Annotated in this window: 17 protein-coding genes; 5 read left to right on the top strand and 12 right to left on the bottom strand. The window is 58.7% G+C overall.

Translation table 11 applies throughout. The features are described 5' to 3' along the window. Window positions 1-30 precede the first annotated feature (30 nt). The 6 genes from KSY82_RS06875 to KSY82_RS06850 form a co-directional block, all read right to left on the bottom strand. Window positions 31-1,146, bottom strand: coding sequence for an SIS domain-containing protein (locus KSY82_RS06875; RefSeq protein WP_117716999.1), 1,116 nt, complete (start codon window positions 1,144-1,146; stop codon window positions 31-33). 193 nt (window positions 1,147-1,339) lie between these two features. After that, entirely contained in the window at window positions 1,340-2,053 is a 714-nt protein-coding gene (locus KSY82_RS06870; RefSeq protein WP_217750749.1) for a GntR family transcriptional regulator, read from the bottom strand. Beyond that, window positions 2,038-2,805 carry a GntR family transcriptional regulator gene (locus tag KSY82_RS06865; RefSeq protein ID WP_118260373.1) on the bottom strand — a complete coding sequence of 256 codons (768 nt, stop codon included), beginning with the start codon at window positions 2,803-2,805 and terminating at the stop codon, window positions 2,038-2,040. The genes KSY82_RS06870 and KSY82_RS06865 overlap by 16 nt, the downstream gene beginning before the upstream one ends. Window positions 2,806-2,843: 38 nt before the next feature. Continuing rightward, window positions 2,844-3,332 carry a hypothetical protein gene (locus KSY82_RS06860; RefSeq protein WP_138341415.1) on the bottom strand — a complete coding sequence of 163 codons (489 nt, stop codon included), beginning with the start codon at window positions 3,330-3,332 and terminating at the stop codon, window positions 2,844-2,846. Between the two features lie 226 nt (window positions 3,333-3,558). Continuing rightward, window positions 3,559-6,087 carry a phosphoketolase family protein gene (locus tag KSY82_RS06855; RefSeq protein WP_217750747.1) on the bottom strand — a complete coding sequence of 843 codons (2,529 nt, stop codon included), beginning with the start codon at window positions 6,085-6,087 and terminating at the stop codon, window positions 3,559-3,561. Window positions 6,088-6,291: 204 nt separating this feature from the next. Next, window positions 6,292-7,320, bottom strand: a complete 1,029-nt coding sequence (locus KSY82_RS06850) for a LacI family DNA-binding transcriptional regulator (RefSeq protein ID WP_217750745.1) — start codon at window positions 7,318-7,320, stop codon at window positions 6,292-6,294. A gap of 183 nt (window positions 7,321-7,503) precedes the next feature. On the opposite strand from KSY82_RS06850, the gene murB reads away from it, so the two are divergent. Then, window positions 7,504-8,466 (top strand): UDP-N-acetylmuramate dehydrogenase, encoded by a 963-nt coding sequence (gene murB / locus KSY82_RS06845; RefSeq protein WP_217750744.1) that lies wholly within the window; start codon window positions 7,504-7,506, stop codon window positions 8,464-8,466. A 219-nt stretch (window positions 8,467-8,685) separates the two neighbouring features. On the opposite strand, the gene KSY82_RS06840 is transcribed toward murB, so the two are convergent. Further along, window positions 8,686-9,891, bottom strand: coding sequence for a coiled-coil domain-containing protein (locus KSY82_RS06840; RefSeq protein ID WP_006235871.1), 1,206 nt, complete (start codon window positions 9,889-9,891; stop codon window positions 8,686-8,688). A 266-nt stretch (window positions 9,892-10,157) separates the two neighbouring features. Here KSY82_RS06840 and galE point away from each other — a divergent pair, with 266 nt between their 5' ends. From galE to glgP, 3 genes are all read left to right on the top strand, one after another. After that, window positions 10,158-11,219 (top strand): UDP-glucose 4-epimerase GalE, encoded by a 1,062-nt coding sequence (galE, locus tag KSY82_RS06835; RefSeq protein ID WP_217750743.1) that lies wholly within the window; start codon window positions 10,158-10,160, stop codon window positions 11,217-11,219. A gap of 208 nt (window positions 11,220-11,427) precedes the next feature. Further along, the gene (malQ, locus tag KSY82_RS06830) at window positions 11,428-12,945 is read left to right on the top strand and encodes a 4-alpha-glucanotransferase (protein ID WP_368042043.1); all 1,518 of its coding nucleotides are present in this window, start codon (window positions 11,428-11,430) and stop codon (window positions 12,943-12,945) included. Window positions 12,946-13,073: 128 nt separating this feature from the next. Beyond that, window positions 13,074-15,341, top strand: a complete 2,268-nt coding sequence (glgP, locus tag KSY82_RS06825; protein ID WP_254881756.1) for a glycogen/starch/alpha-glucan family phosphorylase — start codon at window positions 13,074-13,076, stop codon at window positions 15,339-15,341. A 456-nt stretch (window positions 15,342-15,797) separates the two neighbouring features. Here glgP and KSY82_RS06820 read toward each other — a convergent pair whose 3' ends face one another. The 5 genes from KSY82_RS06820 to KSY82_RS06800 form a co-directional block, all read right to left on the bottom strand. Further along, window positions 15,798-16,997, bottom strand: a complete 1,200-nt coding sequence (locus tag KSY82_RS06820; protein WP_138113449.1) for an ABC transporter ATP-binding protein — start codon at window positions 16,995-16,997, stop codon at window positions 15,798-15,800. Window positions 16,998-17,065: 68 nt separating this feature from the next. Continuing rightward, window positions 17,066-17,905 (bottom strand): carbohydrate ABC transporter permease, encoded by an 840-nt coding sequence (locus tag KSY82_RS06815; RefSeq protein ID WP_022095055.1) that lies wholly within the window; start codon window positions 17,903-17,905, stop codon window positions 17,066-17,068. After that, window positions 17,905-18,759 (bottom strand): carbohydrate ABC transporter permease, encoded by an 855-nt coding sequence (locus tag KSY82_RS06810; protein WP_055285610.1) that lies wholly within the window; start codon window positions 18,757-18,759, stop codon window positions 17,905-17,907. The genes KSY82_RS06815 and KSY82_RS06810 overlap by 1 nt, the downstream gene beginning before the upstream one ends. Window positions 18,760-18,846: 87 nt before the next feature. Further along, a complete protein-coding gene (locus tag KSY82_RS06805) occupies window positions 18,847-20,163 on the bottom strand; it encodes an ABC transporter substrate-binding protein (protein WP_195544790.1) in 1,317 nt (438 codons plus the stop codon). A gap of 306 nt (window positions 20,164-20,469) precedes the next feature. Next, window positions 20,470-21,189 (bottom strand): GntR family transcriptional regulator, encoded by a 720-nt coding sequence (locus KSY82_RS06800; RefSeq protein WP_217750741.1) that lies wholly within the window; start codon window positions 21,187-21,189, stop codon window positions 20,470-20,472. A gap of 229 nt (window positions 21,190-21,418) precedes the next feature. Here KSY82_RS06800 and KSY82_RS06795 point away from each other — a divergent pair, with 229 nt between their 5' ends. Beyond that, a complete protein-coding gene (locus KSY82_RS06795) occupies window positions 21,419-23,869 on the top strand; it encodes a PTS transporter subunit EIIC (RefSeq protein ID WP_217750740.1) in 2,451 nt (816 codons plus the stop codon). Window positions 23,870-23,938 lie beyond the last annotated feature (69 nt).

Raw genomic sequence — 23,938 nt, 5'->3', positions numbered from 1 at the left:
TCCCCCATGCCAACGGGCATCAAAACCCGCTTACATTCCGTAACACTCGGCCGCTTTGGCCTTAAGCGCATTGACTGACTCTTCGTAGCCCTCTGCCTTGACCTCCATTTGCTTGGAGACGGCATCGAGATACGGGTGCACGTCCCATGACTTCAGACGCTCGGCTATCATGGCCGCAATCGTCTGGAAGAACACAAGATTGGGAATTGCGCTGAGCAGCGGAGCCACCTGAGGCACCGCAACCTCGTGAGCCCTACCCTTGGGATGGGCCGTGAGCAGCACCGTTTTTGTCGTAACGTTCGATAGCGCATCAGCGATATTCGCAAGACGCTCCGACCCCTGCGGATCGTCGACGATAAACACCAGATAGCCCGGAACGATCTGCATCTCGGGACCGTGGACGAACTCCTCGCCTTCGTGATGCATGGCAGGAATCTTGATGGTCTCGCTCAGCTTGAGGGCCGCCTCTTCGGCAACGCCATAGTTGGGGCCGTTGCCGACGACCATGGCGGGCGTGTGCTCAGAAAGCTCGAGCATGTGGTCTTGGACATATGCCTCGGCGGTCTTGCACATCACGGCATTGGCCTGGATGGCCTCGCGCAGGTCGTCAAGACGCTGGGCAACGCCCTTGGCGTCAATCGTTCCGCGCGCCTGACCGCCGTAAATACCAAAGAGCACCAGGTACTCAACGAGCACCTCGACGCCCAGAGTCACAAAGTCCACCGACTCGACGCCCACACCGTAGTCAAGAACGATGTCAGCGTGTTCCTTGATGGGTGCCTCGACGTTTGCCGTGAGCGCAACTGCAGCCATATCGTGTGCGCGCATGTAATCGAGCGCCGCAATCGTATTGGTCGAATAGCCACTCTGCGAAACGGCAATGTTGAGCGCATGCTGCGGATAGGTGTGTTCAAAATCAACGAAGGCCTCGGGCGTCACAACGGACACCTGCATTTGCAGGGCATCTTGCAGGTAATCGCGGGCGCAATCGGCGGCATGGCGCGACGAACCCGAAGCAACGATGCGCAGCGCGTCAAAAGAACCGGACTGGAAAATATCAACGAGCTGCGCTACCAGCTCAGACGAACGCTCGAGGTTCTCCCCCATACGCACATGGGCAAGCTGAACGTAATCGAGCATCTTCATCGTCTCACCTCGTAACAAATCATTAGTATTTGATACCAATCACAGTTACAGGTTACGGCTTTTTGATACCTCTTTGTCGATTAATTTATCCCCATCGGCGAACGGTCGATTTTGAGCCCTGTAAGGTTGTATATACAGCTGACCCAACGATCAAAACTGGTTAGTTTCCCAGCCGTTATTCACAAAATACCAGCTAGTACGTATAGGTGTAGCCGCCCGTATCGCCACGATTGAAGGACTTTACATACTCGATAGCCTGACCGCTCGCGTCATAGCTCACGCATTCCAAAAGCAAAACAAGATCGCCCTGTTCCAGTCCAAGGAGGCCGGCATCTCGTGCGCCCAGCGCTTCGATATCGAGCTTTTCCTGTGCCATGACTGGCTTTCGGCCCAGCATCTCATAGGTCTCGTACAAACTGAAGACCGACACGTCAATATCTTCGATGGTTGGGAACAGCAGGCAGGGAATCAGCGCCGTCTCAATCGATACGGGGCTACCGTTTATGCAGTTCAGGCGTCGAACGGAATAGAGCAGGTCGTCCTCGGCGATGCCAAACAGGTCGGCGTAATATGGCCCCGCATAACGCTTGGAACGCGCGAGAATACGGACGGACGGCTCGCCGCCCGAAGCACGGACCGATTCACGGAAACCGACCGTGCGTTCAAAAAAAGCAGGTACTTTCTGCGCCACAAAGGCACCTTTTCCCCAAACACGGCGAATCTGCCCGCGCCGAACCAGCTCATCGACAGCGCTTCGGATGGTCAAGCGTGTCGTACCAAATTCCTCGGCAAGGTCTTTTTCGGACGGAATCATGGAACCCGTGGGATATATACTGCGCTCGATACGTTCCTCGATGCGGCGTCGAATGCGCATATAAACCGGGGTGGCATCTACTGTTTCAGCCATTGTTCACCTGCCACGCTCCTCATGCCGTTCTCTTCGCCGTTATCGGCAAAGCGGAACTTTGTGGGCAAAATCACCGATTTGCAATGCTCCACAAAACGCATGTCCTTATCAAATTCGATCGAGCTCTCATAGAACACCGGCGTTCCCTCTTCTTGCTGGAGCAGCTCGGCCTCTTCGGCGTTCAAACGCGAGATGGAGATATGCTCACGTCCATGCTCAACACGCACGCCACCTTCTTTGAGCAAGACATCGTAAAGGCTCTCACACTCAAAATCGTGTTCGGGAAGCGATGGGCACAGGGACAGGTTAACGTGAGCGGTCTCGATTGACGCCGGCTCGCCCTCAATAAGTCGAACGCGCTGCATACGGAGCAAGGGAGCGCCTACAGCCACCCCAAGCTTGTCGGCAAGCGCCTCATCCGCCTCGATGGTCCCGGTGGAAACCAGACGAGAAGAGGGGTGCAGGCCGGCAGTCCGTACAGCATCGGAAAAGTTATACGTTTCCTGGAAGATGTTCAACGGCTTGGGAGGACACACATACGTACCCGATCCGCGACGGCTCTCGAGCGTTCCACACGAGATGAGCCGCGTGATACCGGCACGCAACGCCGTACGCGAAACGCCAATCTCTTCGCACAGCACGCGCTCGGCCGGCAGGCGATCGCCGCCGGCAAGCTGATGGTGCTGGATATACCAAAGAATTCCCTCAACAGCACGATCTTTGGGGGGAATTGCATAAGATTCGCCTGCCATTGCACAGACTCCTCATTCAAAAATGTCTGTCACCAGAATTAGGCCAGCCCTCCCATGGCATCAAACTCGGCCTTGATTTTCTCGGCGACATTCCGATACGACTTATATAGGTTTGAATCGCGTTTGACTTCGTCGGTCATAACGGGAATCTCTAATTTGGAAACCTCGTCTTTTCCCGTCTGGACCGCCACAACAACACCCATACCAAGACACATATTACGCTTGGCAGCGTTTATTTTTGCCGCTTTGGCAGGATTTGCCAGAATACGCTGGGCAAATTCCTGTTTTGAAGGCGTCTCGTCGGCTTCCGGGTCGCCAGCTTCTGCCACTTCGCACTGCAGCACATCCGCATAATCAAAGATCTTCGGCTGCGCACCACGCTGATGCACGGCCCACTTGCGACGCGTGGCATCTTGGTAGATAGCAGGCAAAAACGTAAACCGCGGCGGGTCCAAAATCGTATCGGTTATGGTAAACACACCGGGGTCAAAGGCATCCTGCGGGTTTTTCTTCTTGAACAGCCCCATATCAGCCTCCCGAACTAGCATTAAACAACTCAAGCTGAATATAGCACCAATTTGAAGCTGCAACGGCAACCCTTCGGTACACGGCGGCAATCACGCGCTCAGCGGAAGAGTTTACGGGCGAGGGCCGCCTCCGGGCGGGTGCCTTCCTCTGAGAAGTTCGCGAAGCCCACTTCTCAGAGGAAGGCACCCGCCCGGAGGCGGCCCCAGCGCGAGACCGTCCCGGATGCTACTCGTTGTCGCCCGCGGTCATCTGGGTTGCGGAGAGCGCGCCGTCGGCTGCGGTTGCGGCAGCGGCGTCGGGCCAGACCCAGTCGGTGAAGGCCGGGTGATCGTAGCCCTCGTCGCAAGCGAACTCGAAGGCCTCGGTGCGGAAGGCCTCCCACTCGTTGATCTGCTCGGCAAACTTGTCGGCATCGACCATGCGCAGCACGTCGGCAGCCAGGGCCCAGCGGTCCATGTTGTTCAGGCGCAGCATGTCGAACGGTGTGGTCGTGGAGCCCTTCTCCTCGTAGCCGTGGACGCGGAAGGCGTCGTGGCCGGGGCGGTTCCAGATCAGGCGGCGAATCGTGCCGGCATAGGCGTGGAAGGCAAAGAGAACGGGCTTCTCGCCACAGCCGAACAGCTCGGCCCAGCGCTCGTCGGTGATAGCCTGGTCGTTCTCGCAGGCGTTCTGGATCTTGAGCAGGTCGACCACGTTGACGAACCACACCTTGATGCCCAGCTCGCGCAGCATATCGGTTGCGGCAAGGGCCTCGAGCGTCGGCACGTCACCGCAGGTGGCAACGACGACATCGGCCTCGGCGAGCGAGGCGGCGGTCGATGCCCACTCCCAGGTCGCAACGCCCTCGGCAAGCTCGGCCTTGGCCTCGTCGACCGTCTGGAAGGTCGGGGCGGGCTGCTTGCCGCAGAAGATGGCGTTGACGCAGTCGGTGGACTGGTAGACGCGCTCGGCCACGGCAAGGGCCATGTTGGCATCTGCCGGATAGTAGGCGTTCACGATATGCGTATCGTTGGCCTTGTTGAGCAGTAGGTCGATAAAGCCGGGGTCCTGGTGAGAGAAGCCGTTGTGGTCCTGGCGCCAGACGTGGCTCGACAGCAGAATGTTGAGGCCGCTGATGGGGTCACGCCACGGAATCTCACGCTTGGTGGCCTCGAGCCACTTGCAGTGCTGGTTGACCATGGAATCAACCACGTGGACAAAGCTCTCGTAGGAGCTCCACACGCCGGAGCGGCCGGTGAGCACGTAGGCCTCGAGGAAGCCCTCGCACTGATGCTCGGACAGCTGCTCGACGACCTTACCGGAACCAGCCAGCAGCTCATCGTTGGCCTCGTCCTCGTAGAAGCCGGCGTCCCACTGTTTCTTGGTCACCTTGTAGGCAGCCTGAAGGCGGTTGGATGCAGTCTCGTCGGGGCCGAAGATGCGGAAGTCGTCCATGTTCTTGGCCAGGACATCGGCGGTGTACTCACCAAAGACGCGGGCAGCCTCGGTGGAGCCCCAGCCGTGACCCTTCTCGGCAACGGGAATCTCGTGGGCGTGGATGTCGGGCAGCTCAAGCTCGCGACGGACCTTACCGCCGTTTGCGTTGGGGTTGGCACCAATGCGCAGCTCGCCGGTCGGCATAAAAGCCGTCACCTCGGGGCGCACCTGGCCCTCGGGCGTAAAGAGCTCCTCGGGCTTGTAGGAACGCAGCCACTCGCGCAGCACGCGGAAGTGCTCATGGGTGTCCTTGGCGCTCGCCAGCGGCACCTGGTGCGCACGCCAGGAGTCCTCGGTCTTCTTGCCGTCGATCTGCTTGGGGCAGGTCCAGCCCTTGGGCGTGCGGAACACGATCATGGGGTAGGCAGGACGGACAACGGTCTCGCCCGCGGCAGCCTGGGCCTGAGCGGTCGCCTTGATGTCGCAGATCTCGTCGAAGACCTGCTCAAACAGGGCGGCGAAACGCTCGTGGATGCTCGCGTGGCTCTCGTCGTCAAAGCCGGCGACAAAGAAGTGCGGCTTGTAGCCCATGCCCTCAAAGAACTTGGTCAGCTCCTCATCGGACACGCGGGCAAGGATAGTGGGGTTGGCGATCTTGTAGCCGTTGAGGTGCAGGATCGGCAGGACGATACCGTCGGTTGCCGGGTTCACGAGCTTGTTGGACTGCCAAGAGGTAGCCAGTGGGCCAGTCTCGGACTCGCCGTCGCCCACCACGGCAACGGCCAGCAGGCTCGGGTTGTCCATGACGGCGCCGTAGGCGTGGCTGAGCGTGTAGCCGAGCTCGCCACCCTCGTGGATGGAGCCGGGCGTCTCGGGCGCAAAGTGACTCGGGATGCCGCCGGGATAGGAGAACTGGCGGAAGAACTTCTGCAGGCCGGCCTCGTCATTGGTGATGTCGGGGCGAATCTCGCGGTAGGTGCCGTCGAGCAGCGACTGGGCGGTACCGGCGGGACCACCGTGACCAGGGCCCATCAGGAAGATAGCGTTCTGGTTGTGATCGGCGATGAGGCGGTTGACGTGACCGAACAGGAAGTTGACGCCAGGCGTGGTGCCCCAGTGGCCGACCAGGCGGTGCTTAACATCCGGACGACCGAAGTCGCGCGTCTCGCCGGTCTTCTCGTCGACAAAGTCCGCACGCATGAGCGGGTTGGAGCGAAGGTAGATCTGGCCGACAGACAGGTAGTTCGAGGCACGCCAATACAGATCGACTCCCTCGAGCTCGGAAGCGGGCACCTCGTGTCCCAGCTTTTGCCACGGCGTTCCCAGTGTTTTAGCCATTGTTTATGTCCCTTCGCTGCGCGGTCGCCCTCCGATACGGCAACCTTTCGTTGGGACTAGTATATTTGCTAAAACGTTTTATCACTGTGAAAAAACGTTTTACCATCGCTATCTATCCTGCAGCTCGGCAAAACTGGACACTCACCTGCGGCATTATCTGTCACAGGTGCTCCACATTCGATCTATACGAATTGGTAAACGTGTTTAGTTGTGTTTAGTAAGATTGAGCACACTGCCCTTTACGATGAGCGCAGGCTCCAAAACCACTTCTTCGGCACGCCTGCCGCCCTTACCGGCAAGTCGCTTGGACATGCAGCCAAAGGCATGCTCGGCAAGCACGCCCGGATCCTGCTCAATCGCGGTCAGCGCCGGCTCAAAGAGCACATCGGCTGCCGAGTTGTCATAGCTCACCACCGAGATATCGCCCGGAATGTTCTTCCCCATCTCGTGCAAGCGCTTGAGCAAGCCCAGCGCAATATTGTCCGAACTTGCGAACACGGCGGTGGCATCGGTCGCGAGCACCGCCTCCGAGGCCTCGTATGCACTCGGGATGTAATACTCGCTCTCAAACTCCAAACGTGCGTCGATCGGCAGGCCAACCTCACGCAGCGCGCGCTCATAGCCGGCAAGTCGCTTGCGACCCGTATTGGAACGGCGGGCATTAACCAAGCAGGCTATGCGACGGTGACCTTGCTCGATCAGATAGCGGGTGGCCATATAGCCGCCCATCTCGTGGTCGAACATCACCTTGTCGCACTCGAGCCCCTCAATGGCACGGTCGACCATCACGGCCGGGATAGGCAGATGGCTGACTTCTTCGCGCAGGGCGCGGTCGTCGGAGAACTCGTCGCCCACAACCAGGAAGACGCCATCAACGCCGCGCGTTACCAGCTGGCGCAGCAGCTCCAGATCGTCATCGGCGCTTCCACCCGAGCTGGTAATGAAGAGCGCATAGCCGTCCTCGCGACAGCGCTTTTCCAGGCTACCGGCGAGCGAGGCAAAAAAGCGGCTCTCGATGTTAGGGACGATAAGGCCCAGCGTGCGCGACTCGCGCATGACCAGACTACGCGCAATCTGGTTAGGAACATAGTGGTTGCGCGCCGCGACCTCCTTGATGAGTTTGCGGTTTTCTTCCGAGATGCGACAAGGCCGATTATTGAGCACAAGCGAGACCGACGAGGGGGAAAGCCCCACCTCCTGGGCGATCTGCTTGAGGGTGACTTTGTTGGCCATCTCGCTCCTTCCAGGTTTACGCGCAATCTCTTGAAAGTATAGCGACCGACCCTCTACCTCGGTGATAAACACTTTACCAATCCGGTAGACGGCTGTTTTATCGCCGCCAGCGCACCAAATCCGTCCGGGTGGGGTATATTGCAATCGATTGATGACAACGACCACCAAAAGGCGGCTATTAGTATGCACGAAAACGATTTTTTTAACGAGGACCTGCTGTGCGCGCTTGCTGGCGTTGCCGGCGAGGGCAACGTACTGATGAGCGAGCCCATGCGCGAGCACACCACGTTTAAGATCGGCGGCCCGGCCGACGTCTTTGTCACGCCCGATACCGAGCAGGGCCTCGTCGCCACGCTCGATACCTGCTATCGCTGCGACCTGCCGCTCACCATCGTGGGCAACGGCTCCGACCTGCTCGTCGGCGACAAGGGCATCCGCGGCGTCGTCGTAGCGCTGGGCGAAGGTCTCTCCAACATCACCGTCGACGGCACGCACGTCACGGCGGCAGCCGGCGCCTTGCTTTCCGATGTCGCCGCTGCGGCAGCCGAGGCCGGCCTCACCGGCATGGAGCCCATCTCGGGCATCCCCGGATCGGTCGGCGGCGCCTGCTACATGAACGCCGGTGCCTACGGTGCCTGCATGGCCGATGTGCTGGAGTCCGTGCGCGTCTACAAACCCGCTCGCCAGCTCGACGACGGCACCCGCGGCAGCGGCAACATCATCGAGTTCGATGTCGACGAGCTCAACCTGGGCTATCGCAAGAGCCGCATTGCCGACGACGGTTTCATCGTTCTTTCTGCCACCTTCAACCTCGCACCGGGCAACGCCGCGATGATCAAGGCCGACATGGACGACTACCGCCAGCGCCGCGAGGACAAGCAGCCGCTCGACATGCCGAGTGCCGGCTCCACCTTCAAGCGCCCCGAGGGCTACTTTGCCGGCAAGCTCATCATGGATGCCGGCCTGCGAGGACACGCCGTTGGCGGCGCACAGGTAAGCGAAAAGCACTGCGGCTTCATCGTCAACGCCGACCACGCCACCGCCGCCGACGTCGACGAACTCATCCGCGACATCCAAGCCAAAGTCAAAGAGCAGTTCGACGTAGACCTAGAACCCGAAGTCCACCGAGTAGGCGAATTCCTCTAAAAAAAGAAGGCCCCGAAAGGGGCCTTCACCATATTTATTCAGATAACCCAGTCCGGTGTGTCGCGCTCAGGACCCGAGAGGGCCGGGACAGCCCGAGAGGCATAAGGTTGATCGCGAGTTCCGCACGAGCCGGAGAGCACTTAATGTGCTCTCCGTGCGAGCAGGACTGCCCGAGCAGGCAACCTTATGCCTCTCGGACTGTCCCGGACCAAACCGCCGCTACGACAGCGCGATACCGCCAAGCCAGCCCCAACGCACGCCAGAGCCAGTGCCATAGAAGCTAATAAACGAATCAAGCGACTTAGACGTAATGGCACCCTCGTTGCTCATAACGATACCGCCGCCAACGTAGATACCCACATGACCGTAGATAAGGCCCGGAGCACCCGTGCCGCTATGCGATGAGTCGGCCACGATCATGCCCACCTGCAGCGCCGAGCGGTCGGAGCTATAGCACCAGGCGTTAAACATGTCGCACGCATTGCCGCCAAAGTAGCCAACGCCGGCGTTACGGAAGACATTGGTAACCCACGCCGCGCACCAGTTCTGGCCCGGCGAAGGCGTGGAGTAGCACGCGTTGACGACGGCCTGTTGCTTGCCCGAGCCGGCATTCTGCTGCGGAGTTCCGGGCGCATACGATCCGCCACCCGAGCTCGAACCACCCGAGTAGGAATTGTTCTTGTTCGCGGCGGCCGCGGCAGCGGCGGCCTTCCTAGCGGCCTCCTCGGCCTGGGCGGCAGCGAGAATCTCGGAATCACGCTGAGCCATGAGCTCCTTGACATCGTCAGAGAGGCCGTTCAGAACCGTCTGGACTTCCTGCTGCTTGGCCTGCATGTCCTGCATCTGGGCAGTCTGCTGGTCCTTGAGCTTCTCTAAGTCGGCCTTCTGCGACTCGAGCTCGGTCTTTTGCGCATCGAGCTCTTCCTGGATGGTCTGAATGTCCTCGATGGCGTCGCGGTCGCTCTTGTTGATCTTCTCAACGTAATGCGCGTTGGCGACGAGTTCCTCAAACGAGCCAGAGGCCAGCAGCAGCGACAGGATGTTCGTGCCGCCGGACTTGTAGCTGGCGGCCACGCGATCGGAAAGGTCGTTGCGCTTCTTCTTGAGCTCGGCCTTCTTTTCATCGATCTGGGCCTGCGTGTCGTCAATCTTGCCCTGGACATTCTCGATGTCGTTGAGGGTCTGGGCATTCTTGTTGGCCAGCGCCGCATACTCATTTGCGATGCTGTCGAGCTGGGCCTGAACCTCGTCGAGCTGGGCCTGGGCGGCATTCAGTTTATCGGTGGTTTCTTTGGAAGCCTCCGCCGCATGGGCGCGAGCGGGCAGGCCAAAAAGAACTGCCGCAGAAGCGGCGCCGAACAGGGCCTTGAGGGCAGTGCGGCGCGAGAGCTCCTGGGAAAGGATGGAATCGCTGTTTGGTGACATATGTACTCCGTTACATGCTTATTTATATGTCGCTCAACTCATACATATTAGCGTACATATGGCGCGTCCCAACGATTTCCACGAACGGCAGGAAACTGCAAGGTCAGCGGCTCGTAAGCAAATGCCAAAGATCAGGTTATGCGTACGCAAGCTCTTCTATGAGTACGTTAGCACAATCCTCTGCTTTTCCTACAGCGCACGATTTGGGCGTCCCTGCCTGCGCTATACTCCCCTCAAGAAGTGTTCCTGATTCGATAGGAGACTACATGTCCAAAGCACTCGACCCCAAAGACACCTGCGTCCTCGTTACCGGTGGCGCCGGCTTTATCGGCTCGCACACCGTCGTTCAGCTGCTCGAGGGTGGCTACCAGGTCGTCATCGTCGATGATCTCTCCAACTCCAGCGCCGTCGCCGTCGACCGCGTCAAGACCATCGTGGGCGACGAGGCCGCCAAGAACCTCACCTTCTACGAGGCCAACGTGCTCGACCGCGATGCGATGAACAAGATCTTCGATACCCATCAGATCGACCGCGTCATCCACTTTGCCGGCTTTAAGGCCGTCGGCGAGTCGGTGAGCAAGCCCGTCGAGTACTACCACAACAACATCGAGAACACCCTGGTGCTCATCGACGTCATGCGCAACCATGGCTGCAAGTCCATCATCTTCTCGAGCTCCTCGACCGTCTACGGCGACCCGGACAACCCGCCCGTCACCGAGGAGGATCCTAAGAAGCCCGCGACCAACCCCTATGGTTGGACCAAGTGGATGATCGAGCAGATCCTTATGGACGTCCACACCGCCGACCCCGAGTGGGACGTCGTGCTGCTCCGTTACTTCAACCCCATCGGCGCTCATCCGTCGGGCCTGATCGGCGAGGACCCCAAGGGCATCCCCAACAACCTGGTGCCCTATGTCGCCCAGGTTGCCGTGGGCAAGCTCGAGGCCGTTCAGGTCTTTGGCAACGACTACCCCACCCCCGACGGCACCGGCGTGCGCGACTACATCCACGTGTGCGATCTGGCCTCTGGTCACGTTGCCGCCCTTAACTGGATGAACGGCAAGACCGGCGTCGAGATCTTTAACCTGGGCACCGGCACCGGCACCTCGGTACTCGAGGTCATCGCCGCCTTCTCCAAGGCTTGTGGCAAGGAGCTGCCCTACGTGATCCGCGAGCGCCGCGCCGGTGACATCGCTGCCAACTGGTGCGATGCCTCCAAGGCCGAGCGTATGATGGGCTGGAAGGCCCAGTACGACATCGCGGACATGTGCCGCGATAGCTGGAACTGGCAGAGCCACAACCCCAACGGCTTTGCCGACGCCGAGTAGCAAAAACCTACATACCGCTCTTGCCCCGATCTCACGTTGTGAGGTCGGGGCTTTTTCATGGCATGTAACCATTCGCCGAAAATCGACCAACTTTTTTATCTTGCCTGTACATGTTTAAACAACATGTTTTACAATAGGCGTATCGAATCAGAACATCGGAGGCGGACTGCACACCCATCGGCAGGCCGACCCCACAACAAGAAGGTTGGTGAGCGCATTCATGGAGCGTGCAAGCGGCGTCCTCATGCCCGTCTCATCTCTGCCCGGACCATACGGAATCGGCGGCTTTGGCTGGAATGCCTACGACTTCGTCGATTTTCTCGCCTCGTGCAAACAACATTACTGGCAGATTCTGCCCCTTACGACGACCAGCTATGGCGATTCGCCCTATCAGTCGTTCTCGGCCCGCGCAGGCAACCCCAACTTTATCGACTTTGCCGAGCTTATCGAGGCAGGGTATCTGGAGCAGCGCGATATCGATGGCGTGTATCTGGGATCCGACCCCAGCAATGTCGACTACGGTGCCATCTTTGGTGGCCGCCGTCAGATTCTCGACCGCGCCGCCGAGCGCTTTGCCGCCGACAAGCCGGCCGATTTCGATGACTTTATCCAGGCCAACGAGGACTGGCTCATCCCCTACTGTGAGTTTATGACCGTCAAAGAGGAGTGCGGTCTCAAGGCGTTTTGGGAGTGGCCCGCGGAGCTCCGCACCCGCGGCGAGGCTTCCGCCAAGGTCTGCGCCGACCATCCGGCGCGTATGCTCTACCACCAGATGACGCAGTACTTCTTCGATCGCCAGTGGAGCCGCCTCAAGGCCTATGCCAACGAGCGCGACATTCTCATCATCGGCGACCTGCCCATCTATGTCTCGCGTGACTCCGTCGAGATGTGGGCGACGCCTGAGCTCTTTAAGATCGACGCCGCCGGCAATCCCGTGAGCGTCGCCGGCACGCCGCCCGACCAGTTCTCGGCCACCGGCCAGTACTGGGGCAACCCCATCTACGACTGGGACGCCATGGAGTCCGACGGCTTCTCCTGGTGGGAGGGCCGCATTCGCGCCGCCCTCGACATGTACGACGTCATCCGCCTGGATCACTTCCGCGGCTTCGAGGCCTATTGGGAGGTGCCGTTCTCCTCACCCGATTCGTCCTACGGTTCGTGGACGCAGGGTCCCGGCCTCAAGTTCTTCAAGACGCTCGAGGAAAAGCTCGGCACGCTGCCCATCATCGCCGAGGACCTGGGCTTCCTCACCCCCGGCGTCATCGACATGCGCGACAACTCGGGCTTCCCCGGCATGAAGATCCTGCAGTTTGCCTTTGAGGGCACCAACTCGTACTACCTGCCGCATAACTACATCGCCAACACCGTCGCCTATGTGGGCACCCACGACAACGAGACGGCGCGCGGTTGGTTTGAGGGAACGGCCACCCCGCGTCAGCGCGAGCAGGCAGTCCTGTACACCCATCAGCAGGCCGGCGAACCCATGGCAGATGCACTCAATCGCACCATCGCCGCCAGCGTGAGCGACACGTGCATCTACACCATGCAGGACCTGCTCAACTTGGGCAACGAGGCGCGCATCAACACCCCTGCCACGCTGGGCGGCAACTGGACCTGGCGCATGCTCGACGGCGCCATCACCCGCGAGCTCGAGCACAAACTCACCGACTGGACCGAGACCTACTTCCGCATCCCGTCGGAAGCCGAAATCGAGCTTCCTCAATAGGAGCTACCGCGCCCAACCCCTCCCCACCGTGCGGACGCGCTTGCTTTTCCCGCGCGAGGCCACCCCAATCCCCTCGCGCGGGCTTCTTATGAATTGCAGACATGAAACAACCCATCACAGGAGAAAACATGCCCCAAATTAACCTCATGGAACTCGCCGAGCAGTCTTTTGGCACCTCGCTCGAGCAGCTCGACGACCGTCGCATTTACAAGCTGCTGGTCAAACTCGTGCAGGAGCGCTCCGCCGCCTGCCCGCTCAACAACGGCAAGAAAAAGCTCTATTACATTTCCGCCGAATTTTTGATCGGCAAGCTACTCATCAACAACATGATCGACCTTGGCATCTACGACGAGGTTAAGGACCAGCTCACCGCCGCAGGCCACGACCTCAACAAGATCGAGGAGTTCGAGGTCGAGCCGTCACTCGGCAACGGCGGCCTGGGCCGCTTGGCCGCATGCTTCCTGGATTCCATCGCCACGCTGGGCTTGACCGGCGATGGCGTGGGCCTCAACTATCACTACGGTCTGTTCCGTCAGCGCTTTGTCGACAACCAGCAGAAGGCCGTCCCCGACGAGTGGCTCGGTGAGCAGGACATCCTAGTCGACGATGACCGCTCCTACACCGTCGAGTTCGGCGATTTTGCCGTTACTTCCAAGCTCGTCAACATCGATGTGCCCGGTTACGGCCAGCCCACCAAGAACCGCCTGCGCCTGTTCGACCTGGCGAGCGTCGACGACGGCCTGGTCCCCGGCAGCTCCATCGACTTCGACAAGACCGAGATCGCCAAGAACCTCACCTTGTTCCTCTACCCCGACGATTCCGACGAGCAGGGCCGCCTACTTCGCATCTATCAGGAGTACTTCATGGTGAGCAACGCCGCCCAGCTCCTGATCGACGAGGCCGTCGAGCGCGGCAGCAACCTGCACGATCTGGCCGACTATGCCGTGGTCCAAATTAACGACACGCACCCCACCATGGTCATCCCCGAGCTCATTCGCTTGCTCACCACCGAGCATGGCATCGAGTTTGACGAGGCCGTGACCATCGTACGCTCCATGGTCGCCTACACTAACCACACGATTCTTGCCGAGGCGCTCGAGAAGTGGCCGCTCGCCAGCCTGCAGAAGGTCTCCCCTGCCATCGCCGACATTATCGTCAAGCTCGATGAGATCGCGAAAGCCGAGCACGATGACCCGCGCGTCGCCATCATCGACAAACACGATACCGTCCACATGGCCCACATGGACATCCACTTTGGCTTCTCCATCAACGGCGTAGCCGCCCTCCACACCAAGATCCTGGAGGACACCGAGCTTCATCCGTTCTACGAGATCTATCCCGAGAAGTTCTCCAACAAGACCAACGGCATCACCTTCCGCCGCTGGATCCATGGGGCCAACCCCGCGCTCGCCAGCCTGCTCGACGATGTGATCGGCACCGACTGGCGCAGCACCGGCGATCTGAGCAAACTCGCCAAGTTCGCCGACGACAAGGACGTTCTTGAGCGCCTGGCCGCCACCAAGGTCGAGGCCAAGGCCATCATGCGCCAGTTCATGGCGCTCGAGCAGGGCGTGACCATTCCCTCCAACGCCATCATCGACGTCCAGGTCAAGCGCATCCACGAGTACAAGCGCCAGCAGATGCTCGCGCTCTACATCATCTGGAAGTACCTCGATATCAAGAACGGCAACAGACCTAAGCACCCCGTCACCATCATCTTTGGCGGCAAGGCGGCGCCTGCCTACACTATCGCGCAGGACATCATCCATCTGATCTTGACGCTGTCGCAGTGGATTGCAAACGACCCCGACGTAGCTCCCTACCTGCAGGTTGTCATGATCGAGAACTACAACGTCACCGCCGCCGAGCGCGTGATCCCCGCCGCTGATATCTCCGAGCAGATCAGCCTGGCCTCCAAGGAGGCGAGCGGCACATCCAACATGAAGTTCATGCTCAACGGCGCCCTAACCCTGTGCACGCTCGACGGCGCCAACGTGGAGATTGCCGAGCTCGTGGGCGACGAGAACATCTATACCTTTGGTGCCTCGTCCAAACAGGTCGAGCAGCTCTATGCCGACGGCACCTATGACGCCGGTGTGCTCTACCGCAAGCCCGGTATCAAGCTGCTGGTGGACTTTATCACCAACCCCGCCTTTATGGCGACCGGCAACGCCGAGCGCCTGCAGCGCCTGCACGACGACATTAAGGGCAAGGACTGGTTTATGGCCCTGCTCGACATCGAGGAGTACATCCAGACCAAGGAGCGCGTGCTGGCCGACTATGAGGACCAGGACACCTGGATGCGCAAGACGCTCATCAATATTGCCAACGCCGGCACCTTCTCGTCCGACCGCACCATTTCCCAGTACAACGACGAGATTTGGCACCTGAGCTAATTTCGTTTCCTTTACCCATCCTCTTGAAAGCGGAGTCGTGGCAACACGGCTCCGTTTTTTGTGCCCGCACGTTACCCTGTGACCCGACTCGGCCAAACAATCTCGATCTGTAACAACTACTCGGTAAAAACGGTCCCAGCTGTTACAGATTGAGACATACCGGCCCCTCCCCTTGGGTTTATCTCGATCTGTAACATCTAGCAGCTGAAATTCACCTTTGGTGTTACAGATTTAGATGAAATGGTTAGCTCAGCGGAACCGTCTCGATCTGTAACATCTAACGTCCGAAATCAGCCTCACCCGTTACAGATCGAGACAAACGACCGGTCAGACAGCCCCAACACAAAGAAAGGCTCCCCTCTCGCCCAGTGGACGGGAGGGGAGCCTTATATGTGACCGCGGCAAAAGGATGGCAATACCGCAGTCGCCCAAAGGGAGGGCCTGGATGCACCGGGCCTAGATAAGGTTCTTGCCAGAGACCTTATCGAAGAGGTGGGTCGCGTTCTTCTCGAACTTGAACCAGATGGTGTCGCCAGCCTTGAGCGCGCCCTTGGCCTCGAGGTCGACGACGGGGATAATCAGGACAAACTGGCCGTCGGGAGCGGTCACGTGGACATGCTCGGTCGAGCCCATGAGCTCGGTCACCTCGACGGTACCCTGGAGCGCGCCCTCCTCGCCCTTGTCGGCAAGCAGGATCTGCTCGGGACGCACGCCGGCCGTAATCTCCTTCACGTCGCCGCCGTCCCAGTTGAGGGCAAGCTGAGCGCAAGTCTCGGGGGCGAGCGCCACGTTCATATCCTCGGTCTTGACGGTAAAGCCGTTGCCCGAGCGCACCAGCTGGGCATCGAAGAAGTTCATCTGCGGCACGCCGATAAAGCCGGCGACGAAGATGTTCGCGGGATGGTTGAAGACCTCCTGCGGGGTGGCGATCTGCTGGACGACGCCGTCCTTCATGACCACGATACGGTCACCGAGGGTCATAGCCTCGGTCTGGTCGTGAGTAACATAAATGAACGTGCCCTTGATCTCGTGGCGCAGCTTAATGAGCTCGGCACGCATCTGGTTACGAAGCTTGGCGTCCAGGTTGGACAGTGGCTCGTCCATCAGGAAGACCTTGGGGTCACGCACGATGGCGCGGCCGATAGCGACACGCTGGCGCTGGCCGCCCGAAAGCGCCTTGGGCTTACGGTCGAGGTACTCGGTAATGCCCAGAATCTCGGCAGCAGAGCGAACCTTGCGGTCGATCTCGTCCTTGGGGACCTTCTTGAGCTCAAGCGTAAACGCCATGTTCTCGTACACCGTCATATTGGGGTACAGAGCATAGCTCTGGAACACCATGGCGATGTCGCGGTCCTTGGGCGCCACGTCGTTGACGCGCTTGCCGTCGATGAGCACATCGCCCGAGGTGATGTCCTCCAGGCCGGCGACCATGCGCATCGTCGTGGACTTACCGCAGCCAGAGGGGCCAACGAGGACGACGAACTCCTGGTCGTGAACGGTGAGGTTGAAGTCCTCTACAGCGAGCACACCGTCCTCGGTAACCTTGAGGTTGTGCTTCTTCTCCTCGGTCTTCTTCTTTTTGCCAAAGAAGCCCTTCTTTTTGGACTCGGTGTTGGGATACACCTTCTGAACATGTTTGAGAACGATCTCGGCCATGTCTTTACCTTTCGATATGCGGCGCCGCGCTGAGGGGCGCCGCAGAAACTTGCAAAACAGTTACGGCATCAGCCCTTGACGGCACCTGCCACCACGCCGTCGATGATGTACTTCTGACAGAGGATGTACATGATAACGATGGGGATAACGACCATCATGATGCAGGCCATCATGGGGCCGAGCTCGACGTGGCCGTAGCCGCCGCGGAAGTACTGGATCAAGATAGGAATGGTCTTGTACTTGGTGGAGTCGAGCGTAAGGTAGGGCAGCAGATAGTCGTTCCAGACCCACATGGTCTCGAGGATGCCGACCGAAAGATAGGTGGGCTTCATGATGGGAAGGACGATCTTAAAGAACACCTGGACCGGGTTGCAGCCGTCGATCATGGCCGCCTCTTCGATCTCGAGCGGAATGTTCTTTACAAAGCCGGCGAACATAAAGACCGCCAGGCCCGCGCCAAAGCCGAGGTAGATAAAGCAGATGTTGAACGGCGTGTTGAAGCCGATGCGGTCCGCCAAATTGGACAGCGTGAACATGAGCATCTGGAAGGGCACGACCATCGAGAAGACGAACAGGTAATAGAAGAAGTTCGAGATCTTGTTGTTAACACGAACCACGTACCAAGCGCACATGGAGCAGCACACCAAGATCAGCACGACCGACGTGACCGTGATGATGAGCGAGTACATAAATGCCGAGGCAAAGCCCTGCTCGTTAAGGGCGTGCATGTAGTTTGCGAGGCCGTTGAACGTCTCGGGCGTGAGCAGATCGAATGCCGTGGTGGTGCTGATTGCGGTCGCTTTCTTAAAAGAATTAAGCGCAATCATGAACACGGGGTAGATCCACGCGAGCGACAGGATCGTAAAGAAAATCGAGAGCGCGCGGTTGATAACCTTATCGCGTTTCATTACTGCTGCACCTCCTTGGACCTCGTGGCCTTAAGCTGGATCATGGAGATGGCCACGACCAGGATGCAGAAGATAACCGCCTTGGCCTGACCAATGCCCTGCCATGCGATACCGGCACGCGAATAGAACGTGTTGTAGATGTTCAGGGCGAGCATCTCGGTGGAGTGCGCGGGGGCGCCGCCGGTAAGGGCGAGGTTCTGGTCGAACAGCTTAAAGCCGTTGGTGATGGACAGGAACAGGCAGATGGTGATGGTCGGCATCAGGTTAGGGATCTTAACCTTCCAAAACGTCTGCCATGCCGTAGCGCCGTCGACCTTGGCGGCCTCGATGTAATCGGACGGAATGGACTGCAGACCAGCGATGTAGATGATCATCATGTAGCCGACCTGCTGCCACAGGGTCAGGATGATAAGGCCCCAGAAGCCAGCAGCAGAGTTAAGAGCGATGAGCTGGGCGCCCACGTTGGAGAGCAGGCAGTTGATCAGAATCTGCCAAATGTAGCCCAGCACGATGCCGCCGATCAGGTTAGGCATAAAGAAGATCGTACGGAAGATGTTGGTGCCTTTGAGCGCCTTGCGGGTGAGCGCCTGCGCAATGGCCAGGGCGATCACGTTGATGAGCACCGTCGACAGGAAGGCAAACGCCACGGTAAAGAAGAACGACGTGGCAAACTGCGGATCGGACAGTGCGCGCACGTAGTTCTCGATACCGACAAAGTGCGTGTTGTTGATGGTAATAAACTGGCAGAACGAGAGATAGAAACCCTGGATAAAGGGGATCACGAACCCGATCATAAACGCCAGACACGTGGGCAGCATAAAGAGCGGCCACCAGCGCTTGAGTGCTTTGCCCATAGAAGGGTCCTTTCAATATGCAGGGGGCGGGCAAACCAACGTCTGCCCGCCCCCTGTCGCTAATCAGATAGCTTGGGCAGCAACTGCTTACTCGGAAGCAGCCTTCTCGGTCTTCCAGCCATCGACGAAGGCGTTCTTGACGCCGTCCCACTTGCTGTTGTCGGCAGCATAGGCAATCAGAGCCTGCTTGAGGTTCTTCTTCCACTCCTCAGAGGGGATGTAAACGAAGTCCCAAGCGACGGTCTTCTTGCCGTCCTTGGCCATGGCAACGGCCTGCTGCGAGAAGACGTTGGTGGTCTCCTTAGCGCTCTTGAACGGGGCAGTCAGACCCATCTTGTCAGCGATGATGCTGGTGGCGGTGTCAGAAGTGACGCACCAATACATGAAGTCCTCGGTGGCCTTCTGGGCATCCTCGGAAGCCTGGGAGCTGACGCACCAGTAGTTCTCGCCGCCGGAGCACAGGCCCTGGTTCTCCTCGCCGTCGACACCGATGTAGATGGGCATCATGCCAATCTGATCGTCGGTCATGCCGGCCTTGGTGAGGTCAGCGTAGGCCCAAGAACCGTTCTGATAGAAGACGGCCTTGCCGGTTGCGAACTCGTTGGTGGCGTCGTCGCCGGTCTTGGAGGCAAGCTGCGAAGGATCGCAGGTGGAGTCGGTGATGTACAGGTCGAAAATCTGCTTGAAGTTGTCGAGATACTCGCCCTTGATCTCGTCGTCCTCCTGGTTGTGCTCCTTCTCGAACTCGTAGTAGAGCGGGAGGTTGGCGAGGTGGGTGGTGTAGCGCCAGCTGGAGGAGTCATCCATGCCGGCGGAAGTAAAGGCGCCCTCAATGCCGAGCTCGTCCTTGCGGGCCTGGATGTCGTCGGCACAAGCCTTCAGCTTGTCGAAGGAGTTGATGTCCTCGGCCTTGTAGCCAGCCTTCTCGAGCAGCTGCTTGTTGTAGATGATGCCGTAGCTCTCCTGGACCCAGTCGATACCCAGATCCTTGCCATCGGACTGCAGAGCCAGGGAGTCGTCAATGAGCTCACCGCGGAGCTTGGTATCGGACAGGTCGGCGCAGTAGTCCTTCCAGTTCTTAAGACCGGTGGGACCGTTGACCTGGAACAGGGTCGGAGCGGAGCTCTTGGACATCTCGGACTTAAGCTTCTCCTCGTAGGTGTTGGAGGCAGCGGTCACGATCTTGACCTCGACGCCCTTCTCCTTCTTATAGGCCTTGGCGATCTCCTTCCACTCCTTGTCGACCTCGGGCTTGAATTGGAGGAAGTAGACCTCAGCAGCGTCACCAGAAGCAGAGGAGCCGGAGCCGGCAGAACCACCGCAGCCCACGAGACCCAGACCAAGAACCGCAGCCGCGGAACCAGCAAAGCCCAGGAACTGCCTTCTGCTCATTTCGTTCTTCATTACAATCCACCCTTTCACACCGTGGCGGCACCCTTTGCCGCCGCCTTCGGAGATTGGCTCGGGGACTTTGCCCCTTTTGCTGATTTGAACGATACGCTATTTGGCTAGTTGTTTGAACAAGTATTACTAGAGCGGTAGAAAAACTTCGGTGAACGGTAATTTCAACTTGATACTTGACAAGTTTTGTATAAACAATTATTTATTATCGAATGCAGAGAAAACGCCCGGTCAAGCCGATACATCGTCGGTTTGACCGGGCGTTTTCGCTTTGAGGGCATGAGTCTCGTCAGGCTGCGAGCTAGCCGGCTATCGCTTGGAGTTGACGCGGTAGTGGAAGATCTCGGGGTGCGTACGGGCGTGCGTGACCTCGAACAAGATGCCGTCCGAGGTGTACGATTGGCTCTCCATAACGGCGACGCAGTTGTACTTACCAAGGTCCAAGTAGCTGCAGTCCTCATCGTTGGCGAGCTCGACACTCACCGTACGACGACTCGCCATCACTTTGACGCCGCGCTTGTGCTCCAGATAGTCATAAATTGACCTTGCGGCGATCTCGGGTGTCAGGCCTTTGGCGATCGACTCCAGAAAATAGCCGTGGTCCACCTGGCGAGCGTTACCGTTAAGGCTACGGACGCGCACCACGCGAATCAACTTCTCGCCCACCTTAAAGCCCAGGCGACGAGAGAGTTGCTCGGTGCAGACCAGATGTTCAAAAGACTTAACGTCCGTCGATGCAACGGCATTGTTGCGCTTTGCAAACTCGCCAAACGACTCAACCTCTTCGAGTGCGCCCAACATGTCGGTTTCGCCCTTAAGCCAAATAACGCGCACGCCCTTGCCGTGTATGGGCTGCACAAACATCCCGTCGGCCAGCATGCTCAAAGCGCGGCGGACGGTATTGCGCGTGCAGCCAAATTCCGCGGTCAGCTCGGCTTCGGTTGGCAGCATCTCCTGAAACGCATAGGTCCCATTAATGATGCGCGAGCGTATTTCTCGGTAGATTCCTTCGTATATTGCTTTTGGCATTGTTTCACCTCTACATTATTTATTTCCGGCTAGGCACGATAGCATTTCTTAAAGTTGTTTAAACCGAATATCGGTAAAGCGACAGGATTTAACCGTTGACGGTTTCTGTCGTGCCCAAATCGGTTTCGCTCAAAACTGCCGGCACGACAATCGTCTGGTCCTCTACAATGAATCCATTGTTTAAACGTTTCCCCACGCGCAACGCGCCTCGATATTCGGAAGGCAGAACATGCTGCAAAAAATCCAACGCTTTGGCGGGGCAATGTTCGCTCCCGCCATGCTGTTTTCTATATCGGGCCTCATGGTCGGCGTCTCCGCTCTCGCAACGACTGCGGACATCGTCGGCGATCTCGCCGTATACGGAACCCCTTGGTACGCTTTTTGGACCATCATCCAGCGCGGCTCGTGGACGGTCTTTAAACGCCTCCCGCTCCTTTTTGCCGTAGCGCTGCCCATCGGTCTTGCCCAAAAACAACCGGCTCGTTGCTGCCTCGAGGCTCTCGTCGCCTATTTTGCCTACTGCTTCTTTTTGAGCGAGATCATTAAGCTGAGCGGAGACAATCTTGGACTTAAGTACCCGTCGTCTTTGACCTCCGCTAGCGGCATCACCATCATCGACGGCATCAAGACGCTCGACACCGGCATTATCGGCCCGCTGGCGGTATCGGCAACCGTCGTCGCCATCCATGACCGCTTCTACGATGCCAAGGTTCCCGATTGGCTCGGCACCTTCTCGGGCTCCTCGCTGGTCTACCTCATCAGCTTTTTTGCCGTGTTTGCCCTTGCCGCTATCTCGGCCGCCATCGTGCCCTCCGTATACGCAATGACCGAAACGCTGCGCCATGCACTTACGAGCGTCGGCCCCTTTGGCGTGGGCATCTTTGTGCTTTTGGAGCGAGCGCTCGAGCCCATGGGGCTGCACCACCTGCTCTACATGCCGATCTACTACGACAACCTGGTCATTAACGACGGCATCTACGCCACGTGGAGCAGCTTGCTCCCCATCCTCTCCCATAGCACGCGCCCCCTTAATGAACTTGCGCCGTGGGCCGGTTTTACCGCCACCGGCTGGGTCAAGCTCTTTGGCCTTCCCGCCATCGCAGCCGCGTTCTACTCCACCGCAAAACCAGAGCGCCGCGCCGGCCTTAAGGTCATCCTTTTGCCCGCCATCGTCGCCTCGGTGGTTTGCGGCGTTACCGAGCCACTCGAGTTTCTCTTTATGTTCACCCACCCCGGGCTCTTTTTGCTCTACGCCGTCTTATCGTCTTGCCTTGCCACAACCATGAATCTCTTTGGCATCGTCGGCATCTTCTCGGGCGGCCTCATGGAGATGGCAGCCTTCAACTTTATTCCGCTCATGCGCACGCATGCCGGTGCCTATCTTTTGGCGCTCGGTATCGGCCTTGCCTTTAGCCTCATCTTTTTTGTTAGTTTTCGAGCACTCATCTTGGTCTATGACCTTAAGACACCGGGCCGCGAGGATCATGTTGCCAATCGCGCGGCAATCGATTGTTTAACGGGAAGCGACTTTGCCAAAGAGCAATCCCCCAATGACGAGGTCGATAGTCGGTCCGATCAAGATCACGTCCTCGCTGAGCGGGTAATTCAGCTTTTAGGTGGCGTTGGCAATATCGTGGGCGCAACCAACTGCGCCACGCGCCTGCGCGTCGAGGTCGCAGACCCTTCCATCGTTGCAGATAACGCGTCGTTTGTCGCGGTGGGCGCCAAGGGCCTCATCATTACGGGCAAGACCGCCCAGGTGGTCATCGGCATCTCCGTTCCCCGCGTTAAAGAGCATTTTGACCAGATCATGGGCCTCGAGCCGGAATTTGTGCCCACCACCTCGGCCTCCCCTGCCGCCAGCGCAGCCCATAAGCGCGGCGATATCTGCTTCTTCGATATCGACGGAACGCTCGCCTGGCAAGACCCCAGGCTCGCCCAAGACCTTCCCGAAGACGAGCGGGACCTCTCCCCCTATCCCAACGAGGCGGTTTCGCAGGCAATCCGCGAGTTTGTCGCCAACGGCAACATGGCCTTTATCTGCACGGGACGCACCCTGAGCTGCATCCACCCCAAACTTCTTGAGCTGCCCTGGACCGGCATCGTCTGTCTTGCGGGCGGTTACGCCGAGATCAACGGACACGCAATTCGCGATCTGTCGATGACGCCCAGCATGCTGCAGCATCTTGCCCCCTATCTTGAGCAATCGGGCGAGGTCATCCGCTTTGAGGGCCTCAACGGCGTCGTGCGCATGAGTGCCGATGCCCCCGATGCCCCCGGATACGCGCGCACCCTGGGCGACGCAGTCACGCAGCTGCAACATTACAGTGTCTACAAGATCTTGATGTCTACATCGCTCGCCAACCACATCGCTCAAGATAAGGCACTTGAGCCGCTGCTGTGCTTTAACGAGCTCGAACTCGAGGTAACCGAAATCTCGCCCCGCGAATGCACGAAGCGCGGGGGCATCCAGTCTGTACTCGACGCCCTCGATCCCCACCACGGAACCGTATACGGCATTGGCGACGCCAGCAATGACATCTCGCTGATGAACGCCGTCGATGTCGGTATCGCCATGGGCAACGCACCAGACTATCTCAAGGATAAGGCCGATTACGTGACCGACACCGTCGATCACGACGGTGTCGTTGCGGCGCTCGAGCATTTTAGGCTGATTTAGGCACACTCCATCAAACGCACGCCCGTTGTCCTAAATCGCCAAAACTGCCGCGCCAAACGCCCTGATGTG

This window comes from Collinsella aerofaciens (assembly GCF_019131995.1).
GTDB lineage: Bacteria > Actinomycetota > Coriobacteriia > Coriobacteriales > Coriobacteriaceae > Collinsella > Collinsella aerofaciens_S.
The sequence above is the reverse complement of the archived record's forward strand: the minus strand, read 5'-3'. Positions and strand labels throughout refer to the sequence as shown.